Origin of the sequence: Bacillus sp. AFS055030 (genome assembly GCF_002574545.1) — a bacterium.
Lineage (GTDB): Bacteria > Bacillota > Bacilli > Bacillales > Bacillaceae_G > Gottfriedia.
Genome location: NZ_NUGT01000077.1, coordinates 178,693 through 197,851, shown reverse-complemented (window position 1 = coordinate 197,851; position 19,159 = coordinate 178,693). Strand labels below are relative to the sequence as shown.

At 34.8% G+C, this 19,159-nt stretch carries 17 protein-coding genes, 1 pseudogene and 2 other annotated features; of the genes and pseudogenes, 3 read left to right on the top strand and 15 right to left on the bottom strand.

Going from position 1 to position 19,159, the window contains the following annotated elements:
• The 4 genes and pseudogenes from CN925_RS16980 to CN925_RS16965 all read right to left on the bottom strand — a co-directional run.
• Nucleotides 1–635: pseudogene (locus CN925_RS16980) on the bottom strand (collagen-like protein); the annotation flags it as partial.
• Nucleotides 636–850: 215 nt separating this feature from the next.
• Complete coding sequence (gene pheT / locus CN925_RS16975; protein ID WP_098847805.1) at nucleotides 851–3,265, bottom strand: phenylalanine--tRNA ligase subunit beta; 2,415 nt, start codon at nucleotides 3,263–3,265, stop codon at nucleotides 851–853.
• 19 nt (nucleotides 3,266–3,284) lie between these two features.
• Nucleotides 3,285–4,319 (bottom strand): phenylalanine--tRNA ligase subunit alpha, encoded by a 1,035-nt coding sequence (pheS, locus tag CN925_RS16970; protein ID WP_098847802.1) that lies wholly within the window; start codon nucleotides 4,317–4,319, stop codon nucleotides 3,285–3,287.
• 56 nt (nucleotides 4,320–4,375) lie between these two features.
• Nucleotides 4,376–4,622: a binding site (T-box leader), on the bottom strand.
• A gap of 130 nt (nucleotides 4,623–4,752) precedes the next feature.
• Nucleotides 4,753–5,502, bottom strand: coding sequence for a TrmH family RNA methyltransferase (locus CN925_RS16965; protein ID WP_098847799.1), 750 nt, complete (start codon nucleotides 5,500–5,502; stop codon nucleotides 4,753–4,755).
• A 102-nt stretch (nucleotides 5,503–5,604) separates the two neighbouring features.
• On the opposite strand from CN925_RS16965, the gene sspI reads away from it, so the two are divergent.
• Nucleotides 5,605–5,814 carry a small acid-soluble spore protein SspI gene (gene sspI / locus CN925_RS16960; protein ID WP_025568436.1) on the top strand — a complete coding sequence of 70 codons (210 nt, stop codon included), beginning with the start codon at nucleotides 5,605–5,607 and terminating at the stop codon, nucleotides 5,812–5,814.
• A 66-nt stretch (nucleotides 5,815–5,880) separates the two neighbouring features.
• Here sspI and CN925_RS16955 read toward each other — a convergent pair whose 3' ends face one another.
• From CN925_RS16955 to CN925_RS16945, 3 genes are all read right to left on the bottom strand, one after another.
• Nucleotides 5,881–7,620, bottom strand: coding sequence for a glycine betaine ABC transporter substrate-binding protein (locus CN925_RS16955; protein ID WP_098847796.1), 1,740 nt, complete (start codon nucleotides 7,618–7,620; stop codon nucleotides 5,881–5,883).
• Nucleotides 7,621–7,624: 4 nt separating this feature from the next.
• On the bottom strand, nucleotides 7,625–8,827 hold the full coding sequence (locus tag CN925_RS16950; RefSeq protein WP_098847794.1) for a quaternary amine ABC transporter ATP-binding protein: 1,203 nt from the start codon (nucleotides 8,825–8,827) through the stop codon (nucleotides 7,625–7,627).
• Between the two features lie 564 nt (nucleotides 8,828–9,391).
• Nucleotides 9,392–10,477 (bottom strand): M42 family metallopeptidase, encoded by a 1,086-nt coding sequence (locus tag CN925_RS16945; RefSeq protein ID WP_098847791.1) that lies wholly within the window; start codon nucleotides 10,475–10,477, stop codon nucleotides 9,392–9,394.
• Between the two features lie 208 nt (nucleotides 10,478–10,685).
• Here CN925_RS16945 and CN925_RS16940 point away from each other — a divergent pair, with 208 nt between their 5' ends.
• Nucleotides 10,686–11,756, top strand: a complete 1,071-nt coding sequence (locus CN925_RS16940; RefSeq protein WP_098847788.1) for a nitric oxide synthase oxygenase — start codon at nucleotides 10,686–10,688, stop codon at nucleotides 11,754–11,756.
• Between the two features lie 132 nt (nucleotides 11,757–11,888).
• The gene (locus CN925_RS16935) at nucleotides 11,889–12,710 is read left to right on the top strand and encodes an MBL fold metallo-hydrolase (protein WP_098847785.1); all 822 of its coding nucleotides are present in this window, start codon (nucleotides 11,889–11,891) and stop codon (nucleotides 12,708–12,710) included.
• Nucleotides 12,711–12,758: 48 nt separating this feature from the next.
• Here CN925_RS16935 and rplT read toward each other — a convergent pair whose 3' ends face one another.
• The 8 genes from rplT to speD all read right to left on the bottom strand — a co-directional run bounded on the left by rplT (nucleotide 12,759) and on the right by speD (nucleotide 18,706).
• Nucleotides 12,759–13,115, bottom strand: a complete 357-nt coding sequence (rplT, locus tag CN925_RS16930; protein WP_025568430.1) for a 50S ribosomal protein L20 — start codon at nucleotides 13,113–13,115, stop codon at nucleotides 12,759–12,761.
• Between the two features lie 42 nt (nucleotides 13,116–13,157).
• Nucleotides 13,158–13,358 carry a 50S ribosomal protein L35 gene (gene rpmI / locus CN925_RS16925; protein ID WP_025568429.1) on the bottom strand — a complete coding sequence of 67 codons (201 nt, stop codon included), beginning with the start codon at nucleotides 13,356–13,358 and terminating at the stop codon, nucleotides 13,158–13,160.
• Between the two features lie 23 nt (nucleotides 13,359–13,381).
• Nucleotides 13,382–13,885 (bottom strand): translation initiation factor IF-3, encoded by a 504-nt coding sequence (infC, locus tag CN925_RS16920; RefSeq protein ID WP_069034593.1) that lies wholly within the window; start codon nucleotides 13,883–13,885, stop codon nucleotides 13,382–13,384.
• A gap of 74 nt (nucleotides 13,886–13,959) precedes the next feature.
• Nucleotides 13,960–14,086, bottom strand: a sequence feature (ribosomal protein L20 leader region).
• Nucleotides 14,087–14,218: 132 nt separating this feature from the next.
• Nucleotides 14,219–15,052 carry a sporulation protein YtxC gene (gene ytxC, locus CN925_RS16915; RefSeq protein WP_098847779.1) on the bottom strand — a complete coding sequence of 278 codons (834 nt, stop codon included), beginning with the start codon at nucleotides 15,050–15,052 and terminating at the stop codon, nucleotides 14,219–14,221.
• A 111-nt stretch (nucleotides 15,053–15,163) separates the two neighbouring features.
• Nucleotides 15,164–16,099 carry a primosomal protein DnaI gene (gene dnaI, locus CN925_RS16910; RefSeq protein WP_098847777.1) on the bottom strand — a complete coding sequence of 312 codons (936 nt, stop codon included), beginning with the start codon at nucleotides 16,097–16,099 and terminating at the stop codon, nucleotides 15,164–15,166.
• 14 nt (nucleotides 16,100–16,113) lie between these two features.
• Nucleotides 16,114–17,544, bottom strand: a complete 1,431-nt coding sequence (locus tag CN925_RS16905; protein ID WP_098847775.1) for a replication initiation and membrane attachment family protein — start codon at nucleotides 17,542–17,544, stop codon at nucleotides 16,114–16,116.
• 36 nt (nucleotides 17,545–17,580) lie between these two features.
• Nucleotides 17,581–18,051 carry a transcriptional regulator NrdR gene (nrdR, locus tag CN925_RS16900; protein WP_025568424.1) on the bottom strand — a complete coding sequence of 157 codons (471 nt, stop codon included), beginning with the start codon at nucleotides 18,049–18,051 and terminating at the stop codon, nucleotides 17,581–17,583.
• A 268-nt stretch (nucleotides 18,052–18,319) separates the two neighbouring features.
• Nucleotides 18,320–18,706, bottom strand: a complete 387-nt coding sequence (speD, locus tag CN925_RS16895; RefSeq protein WP_088013420.1) for an adenosylmethionine decarboxylase — start codon at nucleotides 18,704–18,706, stop codon at nucleotides 18,320–18,322.
• Nucleotides 18,707–19,159 lie beyond the last annotated feature (453 nt).

The following is a 19,159-nucleotide window of genomic DNA, read 5'->3' as shown; positions in this document are numbered from 1 at the left end:
GGGCCTGTCGCTCCGTCTGCGCCTGTTGCTCCTGCTGCGCCTGTTGCTCCCGCTGGGCCTGTTGGGCCTGCTGGGCCTGTCGCTCCGTCTGCTCCTGTTGCTCCTGCTGGGCCTGCTGGGCCTGTCGCTCCGTCTGCTCCTGGTGTTCCCGGTGTTCCCGCTGGGCCTGTTGGACCTTGTAGACCAGGCGTTCCTTGTGGACCTGCTGGGCCCGTTGGACCTGGGACTCCTGCTGGGCCTGCTGAGCCTGTTGGACCTGCAGGACCTGGAATTCCTTGTGGACCTGGAGGGCCTCCTGAAGGACCTGTTGCTCCTGTTGCTCCTGTTGCTCCTGCTGGGCCTGGAGCTCCTGCGGCACCCGGAATTCCTGCTGGTCCCATTGGACCCATTGGACCCATAGGTCCCATAGGACCTCTTGGACCTCTTTCTCCTTCATCCCCTTCTTTTCCTCGTTTTCCTCTTTCTCCACGAGGACCAGTTGCTCCAGTTGGACCTGTTGGGCCCATTACTAGATTTGGAAGGATTGAAGAAATTTGTTGTAATAACTCTGATTCTTCTGTGCTTTGTGTAGTACCTTGTTGATTTGGTTCTTCTGATGGTTGTTGTGGTAGTGGTGGAATTGGTGGTAATGGCAAAAAAATACACCTCTCATAAAAATTTTAATTGTACAATTTATTGTATAAAAAAAAGGACAAATTGGTTCATTCACACCATAAAAATGAGTCAAAAAATAGGTGAATATTCTATTAAAAATATCTAATAGAATATTCACCTAAAAAAACCGAAAATCTAAGATTTCCGGTTTTCCTTTGCTTATAAAATTTTATTAAATCAGCAATAGAGTGTGTAATTAACCTCTTAATTGAGCATTATGCGTTTCTTCTACAGCTTTTAATACTTTCGAATGAGCTTTAGTTACTTCTTCATCCGTTAGAGTACGTTCTGGATCGAAATATGTTAATGAGAAGGCAACTGATTTTTTACCAGCTTCCATCTTATCACCTTCGTATAAATCAAAGATTGTAGCATCCTTTAGAAGTCTTCCACCAGTTGAACGAATTGTAGATAGAATATCACCAGCAAATACTTTCGAATCAACAACTAATGCCATATCTCGACTCATTGATGGGAAACGAGGAATTGCATTGTATAAAATATCATCAAATTCAGTATTTAATAGCTTTTCAAGAGATAATTGGAATACATACGTTTCTTTCAGATCCCACTCTTTTTGAGTAACAGGATGAACTTGACCGATAAAACCAATTTCTTCTCCGTTTAATAATATACTTGCAGTACGTCCTGGGTGTAAATCTTCTTTCTTAGCAGCAAGGTATGTTATTTTATTTGATAAACCTAATTCATTAAATAAACCGTCTAAAATACCTTTTACAACATAGAAATCAACTGCTTTTTTCTCGCCTTGCCAAGCATGTTGTAACCATAAACCAGTTAACGCACCAGCTAAATACTCTTCTTCATGCGGTAAATCGTTATTTTCTTTTGTTAAGAATACAGATCCTGTTTCAAATAAATGAACATTTTCTTCTTTACGTGCAACATTATATGCAATCGCATCTAATAAATGAGGTACTAAACTGAAACGTAGCTCACTACGTTCTTCACTCATTGGTAAAGCTAAACGTACAGGTTCTGCATCTACTGTTTCTAATGCAAAGCGTTTTACTTTATTATTGCTTGTTAAAGAGTACGTAACAGCTTCGTAAAGACCTGCATGCTGTAAATATTGACGAATTTTTCTACGTTTTGCTTGATAAGGTGTTAATTGTCCACGACTAGCAACACCTGTTGGTAAAGTGGCAGGAATATGATCATAGCCATACAATCTTCCTACTTCTTCAACTAAATCTTCTTCAATTGAAAGATCACCACGACGACTTGGAACAGTAACTGTAAATACTTCGCCATTCTCAGTAGCTTCTAATCTTAAGCGACGGAAAATATCTTTTACTGTCTCAGCATCAATTGAGGTACCAAGTACACCATTAATCTTACTTACAGAAACTGAAACTTTTTTAGCTTCTTCAACTAAATTGTCGGCAATTACTGTACCTTCTACAATTGTTCCACCAGCTAGTTCAGCCATTAACATAGCAGCACGTTCTGAAGCAGGGAATGTACGTGAAGCGTCAATACCTTTTTCAAAACGGGCACTTGAATCACTACGTAAGCCAAGGTCTTTTGATGTTTGGCGAACACTTTGACCTCTGAAAACTGCTGATTCAATTAAAACGTCTACAGTTTCTGCATCAACTTCAGTACTTTGACCACCCATTACACCTGCAACTGCAACGGCTTCTTTCTCTGTTGCGATCACTAAATTATGTGGTTGCAATGTACGCTCTTCACCATCAAGTGTAACGATCTTTTCGTTTTCCTTCGCATGTCGTACGATAATTTGCTTACTATTTAATTTATTAAAATCAAACGCGTGTAATGGTTGACCATACTCAATTAAAATATAGTTCGTAATATCAACAACATTATTAATCGGACGAATACCAGCACTCATTAAACGAGATTGCATCCATAATGGTGATGGACCAATTTTTACACCTTTAACTAATTTAGCACTATAATATGGTGCATCTTCTTTTGATTCAATTGAAACTGAAACATAATCAGCGCCTGTAGCTGATTGAGCACTTATTTCTGGAAGTTTTACATCACGATCTAAAATTGCAGCTACCTCGTAGGCAACACCGATCATATTTAAGCAATCAGCACGGTTTGGTGTTAATCCAAGTTCTAATACAGCATCATCACGATATAGTACGTCTAATGCACTTGCTCCAACTTCAGCATCACTTGGTAAAACAAAGATTCCATTTGAGAATTCTTTTGCAACTACTTTTCCTTCAATGCCTAATTCTTGAAGAGAGCAAATCATTCCTTCAGAAACTTCACCACGTAATTTTGCTTTTTTAATTTTGAAATTCCCCGGTAAAACAGCGCCTACCTTTGCCACGATCACTTTTTGACCTTTAGCAACATTCGGTGCGCCACAAATAATTTGTACTGGTTGCTCTTCGCCAACATCAACAGTACATTTTGATAATTTATCTGCCTCTGGATGTTGTTCACGTTCCATTACATAACCAACAACAACATTTTTAATTCCTTCTGAAAGATGATCAACACCTTCAACTTCAATACCTGCTTTAGTGATTAATTTTGCAAGTTCGTCTGGTGTAACACCACTTAAATCAACGTATTCTTGTAACCATTTTGTTGATACAAACATGTTTTAGTCCCCTCCTACCTTACATTTGTTGGAATTGCTTTAAGAATCTTATATCGTTCGTATAGAAATGACGAATATCATCAATACCATATTTTAATAATGCAATACGTTCTGGACCCATACCAAAAGCGAATCCTTGAACTTCTTTCGGATTATATCCAGCCATCTCAAGTACGTTTGGATGTACCATTCCCGCACCTAAAATTTCAATCCATCCAGTGTGCTTACACATGTTACAGCCTTTTCCTCCACATTTCATACAAGAAATATCCATTTCTACTGAAGGCTCAGTGAATGGGAAGAAGCTTGGGCGTAAGCGAATTTCACGATCTTCACCAAACATTTTCTTCGCAAAAAGTTGTAAAGTACCTTTTAAATCACTCATTGAAATGTTTTCACCAATTACAAGACCTTCGATTTGCATAAATTGATGAGAATGTGTAGCATCATCGTCATCACGGCGATAAACTTTACCAGGACAAATTATTTTAATTGGACCTTTTTCCACGTTTGCTTCCATTGTTCTGGCTTGAACAGGTGAAGTATGAGTTCTCATTAATGTTTCTTCAGAAATATAGAATGAATCCTGCATATCACGAGCCGGATGTCCTTTTGGTAAATTTAAAGCTTCGAAATTATAATAGTCCTTCTCAACTTCTGGACCTTCAGCAATTTCATATCCCATTCCAATAAATAAATCTTCAATTTCTTGAATTACCGCTCTTAATGGATGAGCTCCACCTGCATGAACTGGTCTTCCTGGAAGTGTTACGTCAATTGATTCACTTTCTAATTTTTCATTAATTGCATTTTGTTCTAATACAACTTGTTTTGCTTCAAGTTTTTCTTGGATTGCCGCACGTACTTCATTAGCAACAGCCCCCATTTTTGGGCGCTCTTCAGGAGTTAAATCCTTCATTGCTTTCATTGCCTCAGTAATCGGACCTTTTTTTCCTAGATAAGCAATTCTTATTTCATTTAATGCTTTTAAATCTTTTGCTTCTTCTATTTGCTTAATCGCTTCTGTTTGTAAAGAAACTAAACGCTCTTGCATGAATAATCCTCCTATTCAAAATCTTAAATTTAAACATAAAAAAACCTCGCTCCCAAAAAAGGGACGAGGATTGATCGCGGTACCACCCTAATTAACAGTTAATATATCTTTAGAAACTAACTGCTCACTTCATTCATATAACGATCTACTTAGATAGACCGAGTCGCCTTTACATTTAAAAATGGTCCCGGCGCTAGCTCAAGAGGTGAATTCAATTTGGTCTACTATAAAAGTGCTTACAGTCTACGGCACCTTTTCCCTAGATAGAGAGTCAAATTTACTATTCTCTGTCAAAGCTTTTTATGTATTAAATTTTCTTAATTAATTATATTGATTTTTTTCAATTAATGCAACTGCTCAACATAATTATTTACTAATTAATTTATATCATTTTTACTGTCCTAGAGAGCGCTCACAGGCTTCTATTATTTTTTCACAGACTATACATTAGAATCCCTGCTGCAATACCAACGTTTAATGATTCGGCTTTACCATAAATCGGAATATAAAGATTTTCATCGGTTAATGAAAGTAATGTTGAATTCATACCTTTACCTTCATTCCCTACAATAATAGCAAAACGATTTGAAACGTTTACCTCATTAAATGGTTTTGCATTTTGAAGAGATGTCCCGTAAACAGTTATTCCTTTTTCTTTTAAATTCGAAACTGCTTCAACTAAATCACCACGTAATATCGGTAAATGGAATAGTGATCCTTGGGTGGATCGAATTGTTTTAGCATTATATAGGTCACTTGTACCTGAACCTAAAATAACGCCATCAAAACCAGCAGCATCTGCTGTTCGAATCATTGTTCCAACATTCCCTGGATCCTGAACTTCATCAATTAATAATATTTTTGACACTTTCTCAAAATCAATTCTTACAAATGAAAATTCAATAATTGCAAAAATGCCTTGAGATGTTTCTGTTTCGCTTAATTCCTTGCTAACCTCTTTAGATATATACGTAATCTCAAAGGAACCTGTTGAAAAATTAGAAGGTAAGTCAATCTCTTCACTGATTAATAAATGAAGAATCGGTGCATCATGCTTAATTGCCTCTTCGACTAAATGAAAACCTTCTACGATATATTGTTTAGCTTTATCTCGTCCTTTTTTTGTATGTAGCTTTTTCCAAGCCTTCACAGAATTATTTTGTATGGAATCAATTTGTTTCATAAATTTCCTTTACCTTTCATCGTATCTCTTATCGTTTATCATACATAAAATCGTTTCCGTTTACAAATACTACATTAAGCTTAATATGAAAGGAGAATCCAAATGAATTTTAATATTCGCGGAGCAGTTCTTCACAATATTTCAGGTAATAAAAGTGATCAATTAGAAGCAACAATTGTAGATGCGATTCAAAGTGGCGAGGAAAAAGTATTACCAGGTTTAGGTGTACTTCTTGAAGTTTTTTGGAATCATGCTTCAGAAAACCAAAAACATGAACTACTTACAGTTTTAGAAAATGGAGTAAGCCAGTAATCTAATCTGTTATAAACATAAAAAAGGACTAACGTAAGATTTTAACTTTACGTTAGTCCTTTTTGGTTAGTTCGTTTTATCTTTTAAATCATCAATCGAATTAATCTTCATATATTCTGGCACGACTAAACCTAACTTTGTCCCTTTTAAATTTGGTCCAAGATCGACTAGTTGTTTTTTATATTCATTCATGTAATCTTTGTGAGTTGTGGGTAGCCACGCTGCAACCATTGCATCTGCACTTCCATCTGCAATACCTGCAAACATCGGTCCAGCCTCAATTTGTTTTAATGTAACGTCATATCCTTGATTTTCTAGTACTTTTCCAATGACATTTGTGCTGGCAACTTCAGATTCCCATGAAACATAAACTAAACTAATTTTTTCACCGTGTCCTTTTGAAGAATCTTTCGTCCAACTATTTACTTGATTTTGATGCTTTTTAATCCATTTTTCTGCTGCTTTATCTGGTTTCATACCATCTTGGATCTCACCCATCACTTCTTCCATATCAGATGGTTTCCAAGAGAAGTTATCTAATATCGTATATGCACCAGGAATATCTTCTTTTAATCCTTTTCTAACTATTGTATGAATTGATTCATCCTTACCAAATGAGCCTTTTGGATCTTCTAAATACTTTAACTTATACCTCGAAAACATCCAGTGTGGCGTCCATCCAGTAACGATAATCGGTTCTTTATTTTCATATGCTTTTTTTAATTCAGCAGTCATCGCTGCAGAAGAACCTTCTTTTAATGTCCAATCCTTTAAGTCGTAATCCTTCATTGCTTTTTCAGTTGCTTTCATTAACCCAGCTCCTGGATCAATCCCGGTAATCTCATAATTAACTTGAGAACCTATATTATTTGAAGACATTTTTTTTGTTTTATCACCCGTAAATGCAACTGAAATAGCAGTAATACAAAAGATTAGTGCAATTAGTCCATAAACATATTTTTTTGCCATTTTTTTCCCGTAAGCCGGTTTACGAAGGTTTTGAGAAATACGATCAAGAATAATTGCAACAATAACAATTGAAATTCCTGCCTCGAATCCTTCCCCTACTTTAATCTGGGTTACGGCACGATAAACCTCTGCACCTAATCCAGGAGCACCTACTAGTGATGAAATAACGACCATCGATAATGCAAGCATAATACTTTGATTGATACCAGCTAAAATTGTAGGAGCTGCTAATGGTAGTTGCACTTTAAAGAGTCTTTGCCATGTTGTTGATCCAAAAGCATTAGATGCCTCTATTAAATCATTTGGAACTTCTCGAATACCTAAATTCGTTAATCGTATTGTTGGTGGAATAGCAAAAATGACAGAAGCTAAAATACCAGGAACTACACCAATTCCGAAAAAGAGAATCGCTGGAATTAAATAAACGAATGCTGGCATTGTTTGCATAAAGTCGAGTACTGGTGTAATCACCTGTTTCACTCGATCATTTTGCGATGACCAAATCCCTAAAGGGATACCAATCACAACCGTAATAACGATTGATGATAAGATCAATGCTAAGGAATCAATTGTTGCATCCCAAAGTCCAAGATTATCAATTAATAACAAACCAAGTAGTGTAAACAGACCAACAGTCCACCTACTTGTATAAAAAGCAAGTAATGAAATTAATATGATTAGAATAATTGAAGGGCCAAGTCCTAAAACCTTAACAAGGTTATTTAAAAGGGATTCTGTGATGTTAGTTATTGCTCCGAAAAGAGGATGGAAAGTTTTAATAATGATATCAACTATTTTATCAATCCATTCTGCTAACGGAATTTTTGGAATACCCATATGTTTAACCTCCTTGTATATTTAAATCGTCTGTTTTACCCGCTAATGCACCGATAACTGCTCCACGGATAATAACTCCCTTTAATCGATCATTTTGATCTTTAACTGCTAATGGTAGTGCAGAAGTTGCAAGTGCACCAATTACATCCGTTAATAAAGTATCTTCATAAACAGACACAATATCCTTTTGCATAGCTTCCTCTACCGATTTATTCAAAATAATAGCATTTGAAGCATCATCAGCAGTAATTGCTCCAAGTAGCTTTTGTCTACGATCAACCACAAAAATACTTGAATACCCTTGGTCTCTCATAATTTGTAAAGCTACACGCGGTCCACGGTCAGGCGTAATTCTTTCAGCACGCTTCTGTACATGAGCCGCTGTTAAAACTTTTGATAAGTCTACATCTTCTACAAATCGTTCAACATATTCATTGGCTGGATTTACCATAATCTCCTCAGGAGTACCAATCTGCATTATGTTACCATCTTTCATAAGTGCAATTCTGTCTCCAATTCGCAGGGCCTCATCAAGGTCATGTGTAATAAATATTATTGTTTTTTTCATCGTCTCTTGCAGTTCTAGCAATTCGTCTTGCATATCTTTACGAATTAACGGATCGAGCGCACTAAATGCTTCATCCATTAATAAAATATCCGTGTCACTTGTTAGCGCCCTTGCAAGGCCAACACGTTGTTGCATACCACCACTTAATTGTGATGGGAATTGATGCTCATATCCTTTTAATCCAACTATTTCTAGTGACTTCAAAGCTTTTTCTGTTCTTTCTTCCTGCGAAATATTTTGTATTTCTAAACCATATTCTGTATTTTCAAGAATGGTCTTGTGCGGGAACAGAGCAAAATTTTGAAATACCATACTAATTTTTTTACGACGAACATCTCTTAACTGCTGAGGATTCATTTTTACAATATCCTCATCGTCGATCAAGATTTGTCCAGTAGTCGGTTCGATTAAACGATTAAGCATTCTGATCAAGGTCGATTTACCACTACCTGACAGTCCCATTACAACAAAAATTTCACCTGGGAATATTTCAAAGCTGGCCTTATTTACCCCAATTGTTGAGCCTGTCTGCTCTAAAATTTGCTTTTTCGTAAATCCCTTTTCTAGTAACTTTATGGCGTTCTTTGGAGACTTACCGAAAACCTTTGTTACGTTTTTTACTTTAACTTTTGCTTTCATTAACTCACCTCAAAACTTTAGTATTTATATGCTTCTCCGTATTTTAAATAAGGATTCCCCCAATAAAAAAAATCAGCCAAGTACTAATTAAGTCTTGGCTCCTTAAAAACTCCATTTACAAAATTGGAGTCTAAATTTTATTGATTAGCTATAAAAAATTGCCTTCTGAAACCATTTTTCAAACTCTATTTCCGAGTATCCTTATTTGAAAAGCGTGCATTCATGATAACAATAAGATATGACAAAACTATTACAAACAAGTAATAGGCATACTACAATTTGTTTCAGTTCGATAACAGTAAAATGAAAAAAACGGAAAAATGGGTTGGTAAAAGCGGCAAAAAAACTTTAATAAATAGAGGTTTTCACGTTTTCGAAAATCACAATCTTGTCAATTAATTATGGGGTACTATAACTCTTATTTCTTCCTAGTTTGTTCCTCATAAAGGCTTCATGAAGTACTATAACTCCTATTTCTGGTTTTTTGTTCCTCATAAGGTAGGCTACCAATTTCAATTTAGAACTAACAAAAAAAACCCTCAATAAATGAGGGATTTTTTTATCTTAGCTATAGGTTAAACGCTCTACTGTATCTCGATCTAATCGTTTGATTACTTCTACGATTAATTTAACTGTATTTTCATAGTCATCTCGATGAAGGATACCAGAATGAGAATGAATATATCTTGTTGGAATTGTAATTGCTAATGCTGGAACACCTTTCATCGTAATATGCATTGAACCAGCGTCAGTTCCTCCGCCAGGCATTGATTCATATTGATATGGAATTCCAATTTCATCTGCTACATTTACTACAAATTCACGTAAATCTTTATGAGACACCATTGATGCATCATATAAAACGATTTGAGGGCCTTTGCCTAATTTACCTTGTGCTTCTCTTTCAGATACACCTGGCATGTCACCTGCAACACCGACATCTAATGCAAAACCGATATCTGGTTCGATTTTATATGTAGATGTTTTTGCACCACGAAGTCCTACTTCTTCTTGTACCGTTCCAACTCCAAATACAATATTTGGATGTGCTTGGCCTTGTAATTGTTCTAAAACGTCAATCGCAATAGCACAACCGATTCGATTATCCCATGCTTTTGCTAGTAATAATTTTTCATTTTTCATCGTTTGGAATTCAAAATACGGAACAACTTGATCACCAGGACGAACTCCAAATTCTAATGCCTCTTCTCTACTTGATGCACCGATATCAATAAACATATCCTTTATGTCTACTACTTTTCTTCTTGCATCTGCACTCATAATATGAGGCGGCTTTGAACCAATAATACCTGTAATATTACCTTCTTTTGTAGAAATGGTAACACGCTGAGCAAGCATTACTTGCGACCACCAGCCACCAATTGTTTGAAAACGTAAAAATCCTTTATCATCAATTTGTGTAACCATAAATCCAACTTCATCAAGATGTCCCGCAACTTCAATTCTTGGACCATTTGGGTCTCCGGTTTTAACTGCAATTAAGCTTCCTAAATTATCAGTTACAACCTCATCAGCAAATGGGGTAATATATTTTCTCATTACTTCACGGACTTCATGTTCAAATCCAGCTACGCCGTTTGCATCCGTTAGTTCCTTTAACATTTGTAACTTTGCATCTAAAGTAGACAAACTCATCCATCCTTTTTTAATTAAGATTATGTACATTTAACATTATACAATTCGGGATTCCTTTTGACAAAATTTTTAGATATTTCTTCGTATCTCCTAATTAAAACATATAAATTTTATATTAATTTTCTCCAAATTATTTGTAGGGTATAATAATGAAGCTTATTAATTATTACTAGATTATCAAATTAACCATCTGGAGATTACTATGATTACAACTTCTGCCCTATATAAAGATGCATATTCTTTTATAACACAATGCTATAAGGAACTAGATAAATCCGATCACATAGAAAAACGATTAAAAAGTATCGAAACTGAGATACGAGATACCGGTTTTTACAATCATACTTATGAGGAATTAGAGCACGGTGCAAAAATGGCCTGGCGTAATAGTAACCGCTGTATAGGAAGATTATTTTGGGATAAGCTTCATGTTTTAGACGCTCGCCATATTAACGATGATAAAGGTATAGAACACGAATTATTACATCACATAAAATATGCTACAAATTCAGGTAAGATTCTACCTACAATTACCATTTTCAAACCAAATCTAGGAACAAATAATTCTCTTAAAATCCATAATCACCAGCTTATACGATACGCTGGCTACAAAACAGAAAATGGACTATTTGGAGACCCAAAATCGATTGAGTTTACAAAAGAATGTGAGCGTCTTGGTTGGAAAGGAAATGGGACTAATTTCGATATTTTGCCGATCGTTTATTCCTTAGACAATCATGAACCAAACTATTTTACAATTCCAAATGAAATCGTACTCGAAGTACCAATTGAACATCCTGAATATGATTTTTCTCCTTTAAATATTAAATGGTATGCTGTTCCGATGATATCAGATATGACTCTAGAGATTGGTGGTATATCCTATAGTGCAGCACCATTTAATGGATGGTATATGGGAACTGAAATCGGTGCTCGAAATTTTGCTGATGAATTTCGTTTCAATTTATTGCCTGAAGTAGCAAAAATTATTGGCCAAGATACAAAAAGAAACAGTTCACTTTGGAAAGATCGTGCACTTGTTGAATTAAATATTGCCGTTTTATATTCATATAAAAAATATGGTGTTAGTATTGTTGATCACCATTCTGCAACGCAGCAATTTCTCCAATTTGAAAAACAAGAAGAATCGTGTTGCCGGGAGATAACAGGTAATTGGAAGTGGTTAATTCCACCTATGTCTCCTGCCACAACTCATGTATTTCATAAACGTTACAATGACACAACGCTTAAGCCTAATTTTTTCCCAAGATAATCATTCAATTCGGGTATAACCTTAATGCATTAACCTATTTGTAGCGAATGCATTAAGGTTTTTTTTCTATTATTTTGTTACAATATTAAACATCATCATAATTTTCTAAAAATTAAACAAAGGAGTATTTCAATGATTATATATCAAAATGACCATATTACTGTATTTCAAAGCGCATTATTTCAAACGAACTCAACTGTTGTAGCAACTGATGATTGTATCATTGTTGTTGATCCAACTTGGCTACCTCATGAAATCAATGAGATAAAGGAATTCGTTGAATCAATTAGAAATGAACGCCCAATTTATTTATACTTTACGCATGGAGATTTTGATCACATTATAGGTTATTATGCATTTCCTAACGCTAAGACGATAGGTAGTGAAAATTTACATAACCATCCAGAAAAAGATAGTAAACTATCGAAAATTCGTCAATTTTACAATGATAATTATATAAATCCTGCCTGGCCAATACAATTTCCAAAAATTGATTTTATTATTAGTGACGATGGCCAAGAGATTAAAATAGGGCAGACTACTTTAAGATTTTATGAAACTCCTGGGCATACGAAAGATGGCTTATTCCTCTATATTGAAAATTTAGGAATATGGATTACAGGAGATTATTTATCTGATTTTGAGCTTCCGATTGTATTTGATAGTGTAAAAAGTTATTACGATACTTTAGATAAGGCAGAAGAACTGATTAGTAAGTTTGAATTCTCATTATTAGTTCCTGGCCACGGTCAAGTTTCAGCAAATAAAGAAGAGGTTGCTACTCGAATTGAGCTAGGTAGAAGTTATTTAAAAAGACTTCAAAGAGCCGTACAAAGTCATAATGAGGCAGAAATCAACTCGTTAGAAAATGAGTTTTTATTTCCGTCTAGTTTTACGAAGTATTGTCATGAGTCAAACGTTAATAACATGAAAAAAGAGTTTCGTTTCGTCTAATGAAAATAAAAAAATCCTTAACAAATGTTAAGGATTTTTTAAACGAAATTATTTTAAGTTAGCTTTAGCAGCGTTTGCTAATTCAGCAAATGCTTTTTCGTCAGCAACAGCTAAGTCAGCTAACATTTTACGGTTAACTTCGATACCTGCTAATTTTAATCCGTGCATTAAACGGCTGTAAGAAAGTCCGTTCATACGAGCAGCCGCGTTGATACGAGTGATCCATAATTTACGGAAATCACGTTTCTTTTGACGACGGTCACGGTAAGCATACATTAATGATTTCATAACTTGTTGGTTTGCAACTTTGAATAATGTATGTTTAGAACCGTAATAACCTTTTGCTAATTTAATAACCTTTTTACGACGAGCGCGTGTAACTGTACCGCCTTTAACTCTTGGCATATTGTTTCCCTCCTAGATATCTATCTAATACGTTTATCGTTCTTATTTCATGTTTGTAAGCATAAAGCGGATACGTTTGAAATCGCCTTTGCTTACTAATGAAGCTTTACGTAATTTACGTTTTGCTTTTGTAGATTTGTTAGCGAATAAGTGGCTTGTGTATGCACGACCACGTTTTAATTTACCAGATCCAGTCTTTTTAAAACGTTTTGCTGAACCACGGTGAGTTTTCATTTTAGGCATATCGTGTTTCCTCCTCAAATAAATTACTTTTCGTTTTTAGGTGCTAAGACTAAGAACATACTACGACCATCCATTTTTGGATGTGACTCAACAGTTGCAACTTCTGCACAAGCAGTTGAGAAACGGTCAAGTACTCGTTGTCCAATTTCCTTATGCGTAATAGCGCGTCCTTTGAAGCGAATAGACGCTTTAACTTTATCGCCTTTTTCTAAGAACTTAATTGCATTACGAAGCTTTGTGTTAAAGTCATGTTCATCAATTGTTGGACTTAAACGAACTTCTTTCATGCTAATAATTTTTTGGTTTTTACGACTCTCTTTGTCTTTCTTTTGTTGCTCGAAACGGAATTTTCCGTAGTCCATAATACGACATACAGGTGGTTTCGCCGTTGGTGCTACCATCACTAGATCAAGATTAACATTCGAAGCTAACTCAAGAGCCTCTTGTTTTGTCTTGATTCCAAGTTGATCTCCGTTAGGACCAATTAATCGAACTTCACGAGCACGAATTCCATCGTTTACCATCATGTCTTTGCTAATAGTAAAACACCTCCAAGGTATTGTAAGAATGATCTTAATTTGTATCGTTGAAGCAGTCATAACCCAACAAAAAAGTGTGGGTATATAAATACACCCACACTGACAGTATCAAAGTAATTAATGATTCTGTTACCTGATAACAGCATGTAGCGTCATCCAGGTGAGAAGCGGGTGCTTCTTCTTCAACAAATAAGTATTCTTTTCTTTCGTTACTATAACATAGCGACATGATGTTGTCAATATTCGTATGCTTTGTTCGCAACGAAATTTATTATATCAAAGAAATTTATTTATGACAATGCTTTTTTTAATTATTAATTTTCATTTCAATTTTTCCTGCGAAAACTCTTTTAATGTATGTATTAGGACTCGTTCTTGAAAGATATTTTGAAGTGTAATGATTAATGAAATATCGACTGAAGAAGTGTATAAATGGATTCTTTTCGGTGCAATTGCCGTTAATGGTAAAATTAATTCGTTATCAATATACTCCCTATTTTCAACCTGTTTACCATATTCTTTTAATACATCTTTCGTAATTGGTAAAAACAGATGATCATATACGCTAAATTTTCCGTCATACACTATATGCACATGAGGAATAAGCGCATCTGTTTTAAGTACCTGCTGTCTCAGACTCTCAATCAAATTCTGGTATTCATTTTCTAATTTGTACTCATCTATTGCAATTTCACAAACATATGCTAACTGCTTATAATATTCCTTTAAACGAAATGTTATAAATGAATCGAAGCTAAAATTTACTCCATCTTTTAAATACTCGGAAAGTGCATATGAAACTAAATGCTTACTTCTACGAATTTTTTTCTGGTTTGGTATGCTTCTTCTAGTTCCTCTTAATAATGATTGTGCAATAGGTATGATTTGACTTTGCTCGTCTTCCTCATAGAAAAAAGATGTATGTAAAATGGATTGAATCCATTTATCTTCTTTTTGAAGTAAAATAAATTGTACTAGTGTCGGAACTAAAATACTTTTTATTAAATCTTCAGTGTTTTGAGGAAATGTGATTAAAATTGTATTGATTTTGTGTCTTCTTAAAATGTATGGTCTCGATTGCTTTTTTAAGCGTTTTTGTAATCGTTCGTAGACATAAGCTGCGTCAATGGGTTCATTGAAAAAAATTTCAATCACCCTGTTCCCCCCTTTCTAGCACCACCTAGTCCTATATATATTAAAGAAATGATTAAAAAATGACGCAAAATCACCTAGTAATTTGTGATTTTGCGCCATTTTTTGATTTTTTTATGAATGTCTTAAATTTGAACCTGAAATTTTAACTGGTTTGGCTAAAAATTTTACTCGATCTACAATACGCGCTGCTTTTACTCTTTCTTCTTCCCCACGTTGAGAATAGGTTAGGTGATGCTCTAATTGATTTAAATCAGCATTTGATGTAAAGAAGGTAGGTAATTTCTCTAGCATACGGTATTGAAGTATTGTACCTAATATTTCATCTCTTGCCCAACTAGACATTTGTTCTGCACCAATATCATCAAGCATTAGAATTTCCACTTTTTTTACAGCTTCAATTTTTTCCTCTAATGTACCATCACTAATAGAGCTTTTTAGTTCACGTAAAAATTCTGGTAAATAAACAAGCATCGAAGTTATTTCCTCTTCTGCTAGTTCATTTGCAATAGCCCCAAGAATAAACGTTTTTCCGACCCCAAATGGACCATGTAAATATAAACCTTGAGCCATTTTTCCTTTTTCATAGTTCATTATAAACTGCCTAGCAGCAGAAATCGCTTCAAAACGGCCAGGGTCTTCTAATGACAAGTTTGACATTGAAGCTTGAAGAACATCCTTTGGTAAGTACATGCATTTTATCAGTGACTCATGTTTTTTGCGTTTATCGTTTTTTACACCATTTGGACAACGATCATATTGAACATCGATGCGTTTTCCTTGAATAATCAGATGAGGATGATAACCATGCACCATATTTTTACACTCATTAAAAGATGGGCAATCTTCACAATTTACACTTTGTCCAATATACTCATATAGCTTAACAAGGCTACTATCAATCATTTGATCCGTAATTTCATTTTTATGCTCTTCTAAAAATGAAATGATTTTTGGGTGGCTACGGACTTCATGTCGCATTTTTTGGAATGTGTCCTGGAATTGTTTATTTTTCATTAATGCACTAAATGCGTTTTGAATAGGTTCCATTAGCGTCCTCCCATTTAACGTTTCTTTTTATTTTTAAACATTTCTAGTTCTTTTTCTAATCGTTTTCGTTCTTCATCGATCGATGAATCATCTGGCTTATTAATTGTTGCAGATGTTGTCTGTGAATCACTGGACTCACTTGATTGTAACCAGTCAGGTACAATTTCAGTTCGAATTGTTTTATTTCGTCTATTACTAGAGCGAGCTTTAGCAGCTGTTGCACTCTGTTTAGTTTCTTCAAACTCTTTACGTGCAAGATCCATCGCTTGTTTAACTGTAGTTACACCTTTTCTCGCCCAATGACTTGCGATCTTAATGACGTAATTTCTAGAAAGCTTTTTATCTAGACGAATCATTACATAATCAATTAACACATTTGCGACTCCTGGCAGAAGCTTTTGATCAATCATAATCTCCTCAATAATTTTCAAATCAGCTTCACTTGGTTCAGCTCCACCCGATATCTCCTTAAGGTACTGACGAGGAGATATTGTTTCGAAGCAATGAATTAATTTTTCTTCTTGAGTTGATGGCTGCTCATTGACCATTTGTCTATGCTGAATTGGTTGGACCTTTTCCACAATCGTAGGCAGAGCTTCATGATGTTGGAATTGATACCAGTCTCTTGCTTCAAGGCGAAGCGTCTCAATATTAATTTTATTATCTTCATTTAAAGAGCGCATAACAATCGTTTTCATTTGGATAGGATTTATTCCATATAAAAATGCAAGTTTTAAAATTGTTTCTTTTACTTCTGTAGTAAATGCTCTTTTTGGGACAAATGAATCAGAAAGTCCATCTAAAAATAAAGCATAATCAAACTCTTCCATTTTGACAGATAGTTTAATTGGCTGATTGTCTTGTAAAATTCTACGATCATTTGGCGTAGAAAGGTCGTTACTTTGCTGAATTTCATTTAATTGCTCAACCGTAATAGCTTGAAATACCGAATCAAATGAACGGGAAATCTCACGAAACCCTTCTTTCGAAAATGCTTGTCTACTAAAAAAGGTTTTAGTTCGTTGATATTGTGTTTTTCCAATTGTTTTAAACAGAAAGATATTTAGAATAGGGTCTTCAAAAAAAGAATGAGGATCTAGCGGAGATTGAAGCTCATATAGAAGCTTTTTTGTACCATTTTCAAATCCTTCATAAACTTTAAGTAAGCCGATTCCCTCAAGGATTAATCTTTGTTCATAAATTGACTTTAAATTACTTTTCATTCCAAGCATTAAAGAATGATGTGTTAATGTATTAGGATTAAGATCCGTTTGTTCACATTCACTCCAAAGTGTCATATATAAACTTAAAGCTTGACTACCAATTATAGGTTGATACAACATCGTCAATACTTGTCTATGAAAATTATGTAAATACCCAGCTGCCATTACAGTATAAGGATCCGCAGGTAGAACATCCATCCAATGTTGCTTATCAATAGACATTCAAACATTCCTTTCTTGTATCAAAAGAGCGAAGTATTATTCGTCTTTACCTCGCTCTTTGTTAATTAAATCTTTTAATTCATCAATGAATACATTAATATCTTTAAATTGACGATAAACTGACGCAAATCGTACGTATGCTACTTCATCAACTTTAGATAAATGCTCCATGACCATTTCACCAAGCACTTCACTCGGAACTTCTGATGTGCCACTATTTTTCAGTTCTTTTTCAATACTATGAATTATGTCTTCTAGCTGAGATAAAGAGACAGGGCGTTTTTCACAAGCTTTTATTAGTCCTCTTAACATCTTATCTTTACTAAATTCTTCACGAGCTCCTTCTTTTTTTACAACTAAAATAGGATTATCTTCAACTCGCTCAAAAGTTGTAAAACGATGCTGACATTCTTCACATTCACGTCTTCTTCTAATTGAACGACCTTCATCAACTGGTCTACTATCAAGTACTCTTGTCCCATTAAAGTTACACGTTGGACATCTCATCGTTATAGTTCAACTCCAAACACTTAATTGTTTAAACGTATTATTATAACTCTATACTATAACAAATTCAAAATAAACTAAAGTTTATTTCTTAAAAGTCACTAAGCCTATTTTTCGTCTTTTATGTTAATGGAAATATTTTTCACTATGTAAAGCTAGTTCATTCTCAAAAAAGCTATTTACATCAAGATTGTTTAATTCATCTGATTTTTGCTCCTATACTAAAAAACAAAAAAGAGAGATGAAAAATCACCTCTCTCAATTCTTTTTAGTTACCATTTACAACTTTTACATTATCAACTTGAATGGGACCCATTCCTCTTGGTAACTCAACGTTTTCGCGAGTATCAGCTTCTAAAGCTTCAGCGATAAAGTTTGCAGCTACATTCGGATCAATTCTATCACCGCAAGTGTAAACATCAATACTTGCATAACCATGCTCAGGAAAACTGTGAATAGTTAAGTGTGATTCTGAAATGATTACGACACCACTAACGCCATGAGGAGCGAACTTGTGAAAAGCAACTTCACGAACTTCTGCACCAGAGCGTAACGCAGCATCAACAAAAGTCTCCTCAATAAATTTCATATCATTTAATTTTTCTGTATTGCATCCCCATAATTCTGAAATGACGTGACGACCCATAGTATCCATATTCATTTCCCCCTTAAAATAATTTGTCATGACTTCTATTGCGAAAGTATGATCAATTACCACGGGGGAAAGTTAGTCCAAAGAGGTCCTAACCCTTTAAGTAATTAGTTATACTTTTAGAAGTTCACGAAAGTTAGTATACTTTTTTTAAATTTGAATTGCAAGATAAATTTTATTTTTTTGTTATTAACTAAATTAATTGTGATGAAAATAAGTCTGAAAGTGTGATAAATGCACGTATCGCAAGGTAACAAAGGGTACATACTTTTTAGGGGATTAATTGTTAATTGTGTCTATAAATTCTTGATAGAAATGCGAGGGCCCCTCGTCTTTCGCAGAGTTTAACACTCCCATTAGAGGATGAGCATATGTATGGAAATCAACGTTCTTCTTCAGTAGACATTAAGTCATAGATCCCCTCTTAATGTAGTCGAAAATTCACATTTCATCTTA

Coding starts and splice junctions, on each gene's coding strand:
- CN925_RS16950 (WP_098847794.1), bottom strand. CDS start 8,827: ATGAAAGCAAAAGTTAAAGTAAAAAACGTAACAAAGGTTTTCGGTAAG.
- infC (WP_069034593.1), bottom strand. CDS start 13,885: ATGATGGTAAACGATGGAATTCGTGCTCGTGAAGTTCGATTAATTGGT.
- dnaI (WP_098847777.1), bottom strand. CDS start 16,099: ATGGAACCTATTCAAAACGCATTTAGTGCATTAATGAAAAATAAACAA.
- CN925_RS16940 (WP_098847788.1), top strand. CDS start 10,686: ATGATTACAACTTCTGCCCTATATAAAGATGCATATTCTTTTATAACA.
- rplT (WP_025568430.1), bottom strand. CDS start 13,115: ATGCCAAGAGTTAAAGGCGGTACAGTTACACGCGCTCGTCGTAAAAAG.
- CN925_RS16905 (WP_098847775.1), bottom strand. CDS start 17,544: ATGTCTATTGATAAGCAACATTGGATGGATGTTCTACCTGCGGATCCT.
- nrdR (WP_025568424.1), bottom strand. CDS start 18,051: ATGAGATGTCCAACGTGTAACTTTAATGGGACAAGAGTACTTGATAGT.
- CN925_RS16955 (WP_098847796.1), bottom strand. CDS start 7,620: ATGGGTATTCCAAAAATTCCGTTAGCAGAATGGATTGATAAAATAGTT.
- pheT (WP_098847805.1), bottom strand. CDS start 3,265: ATGTTTGTATCAACAAAATGGTTACAAGAATACGTTGATTTAAGTGGT.
- speD (WP_088013420.1), bottom strand. CDS start 18,706: ATGGATACTATGGGTCGTCACGTCATTTCAGAATTATGGGGATGCAAT.
- sspI (WP_025568436.1), top strand. CDS start 5,605: ATGAATTTTAATATTCGCGGAGCAGTTCTTCACAATATTTCAGGTAAT.
- CN925_RS16935 (WP_098847785.1), top strand. CDS start 11,889: ATGATTATATATCAAAATGACCATATTACTGTATTTCAAAGCGCATTA.
- CN925_RS16965 (WP_098847799.1), bottom strand. CDS start 5,502: ATGAAACAAATTGATTCCATACAAAATAATTCTGTGAAGGCTTGGAAA.
- rpmI (WP_025568429.1), bottom strand. CDS start 13,358: ATGCCTAAAATGAAAACTCACCGTGGTTCAGCAAAACGTTTTAAAAAG.
- pheS (WP_098847802.1), bottom strand. CDS start 4,319: ATGCAAGAGCGTTTAGTTTCTTTACAAACAGAAGCGATTAAGCAAATA.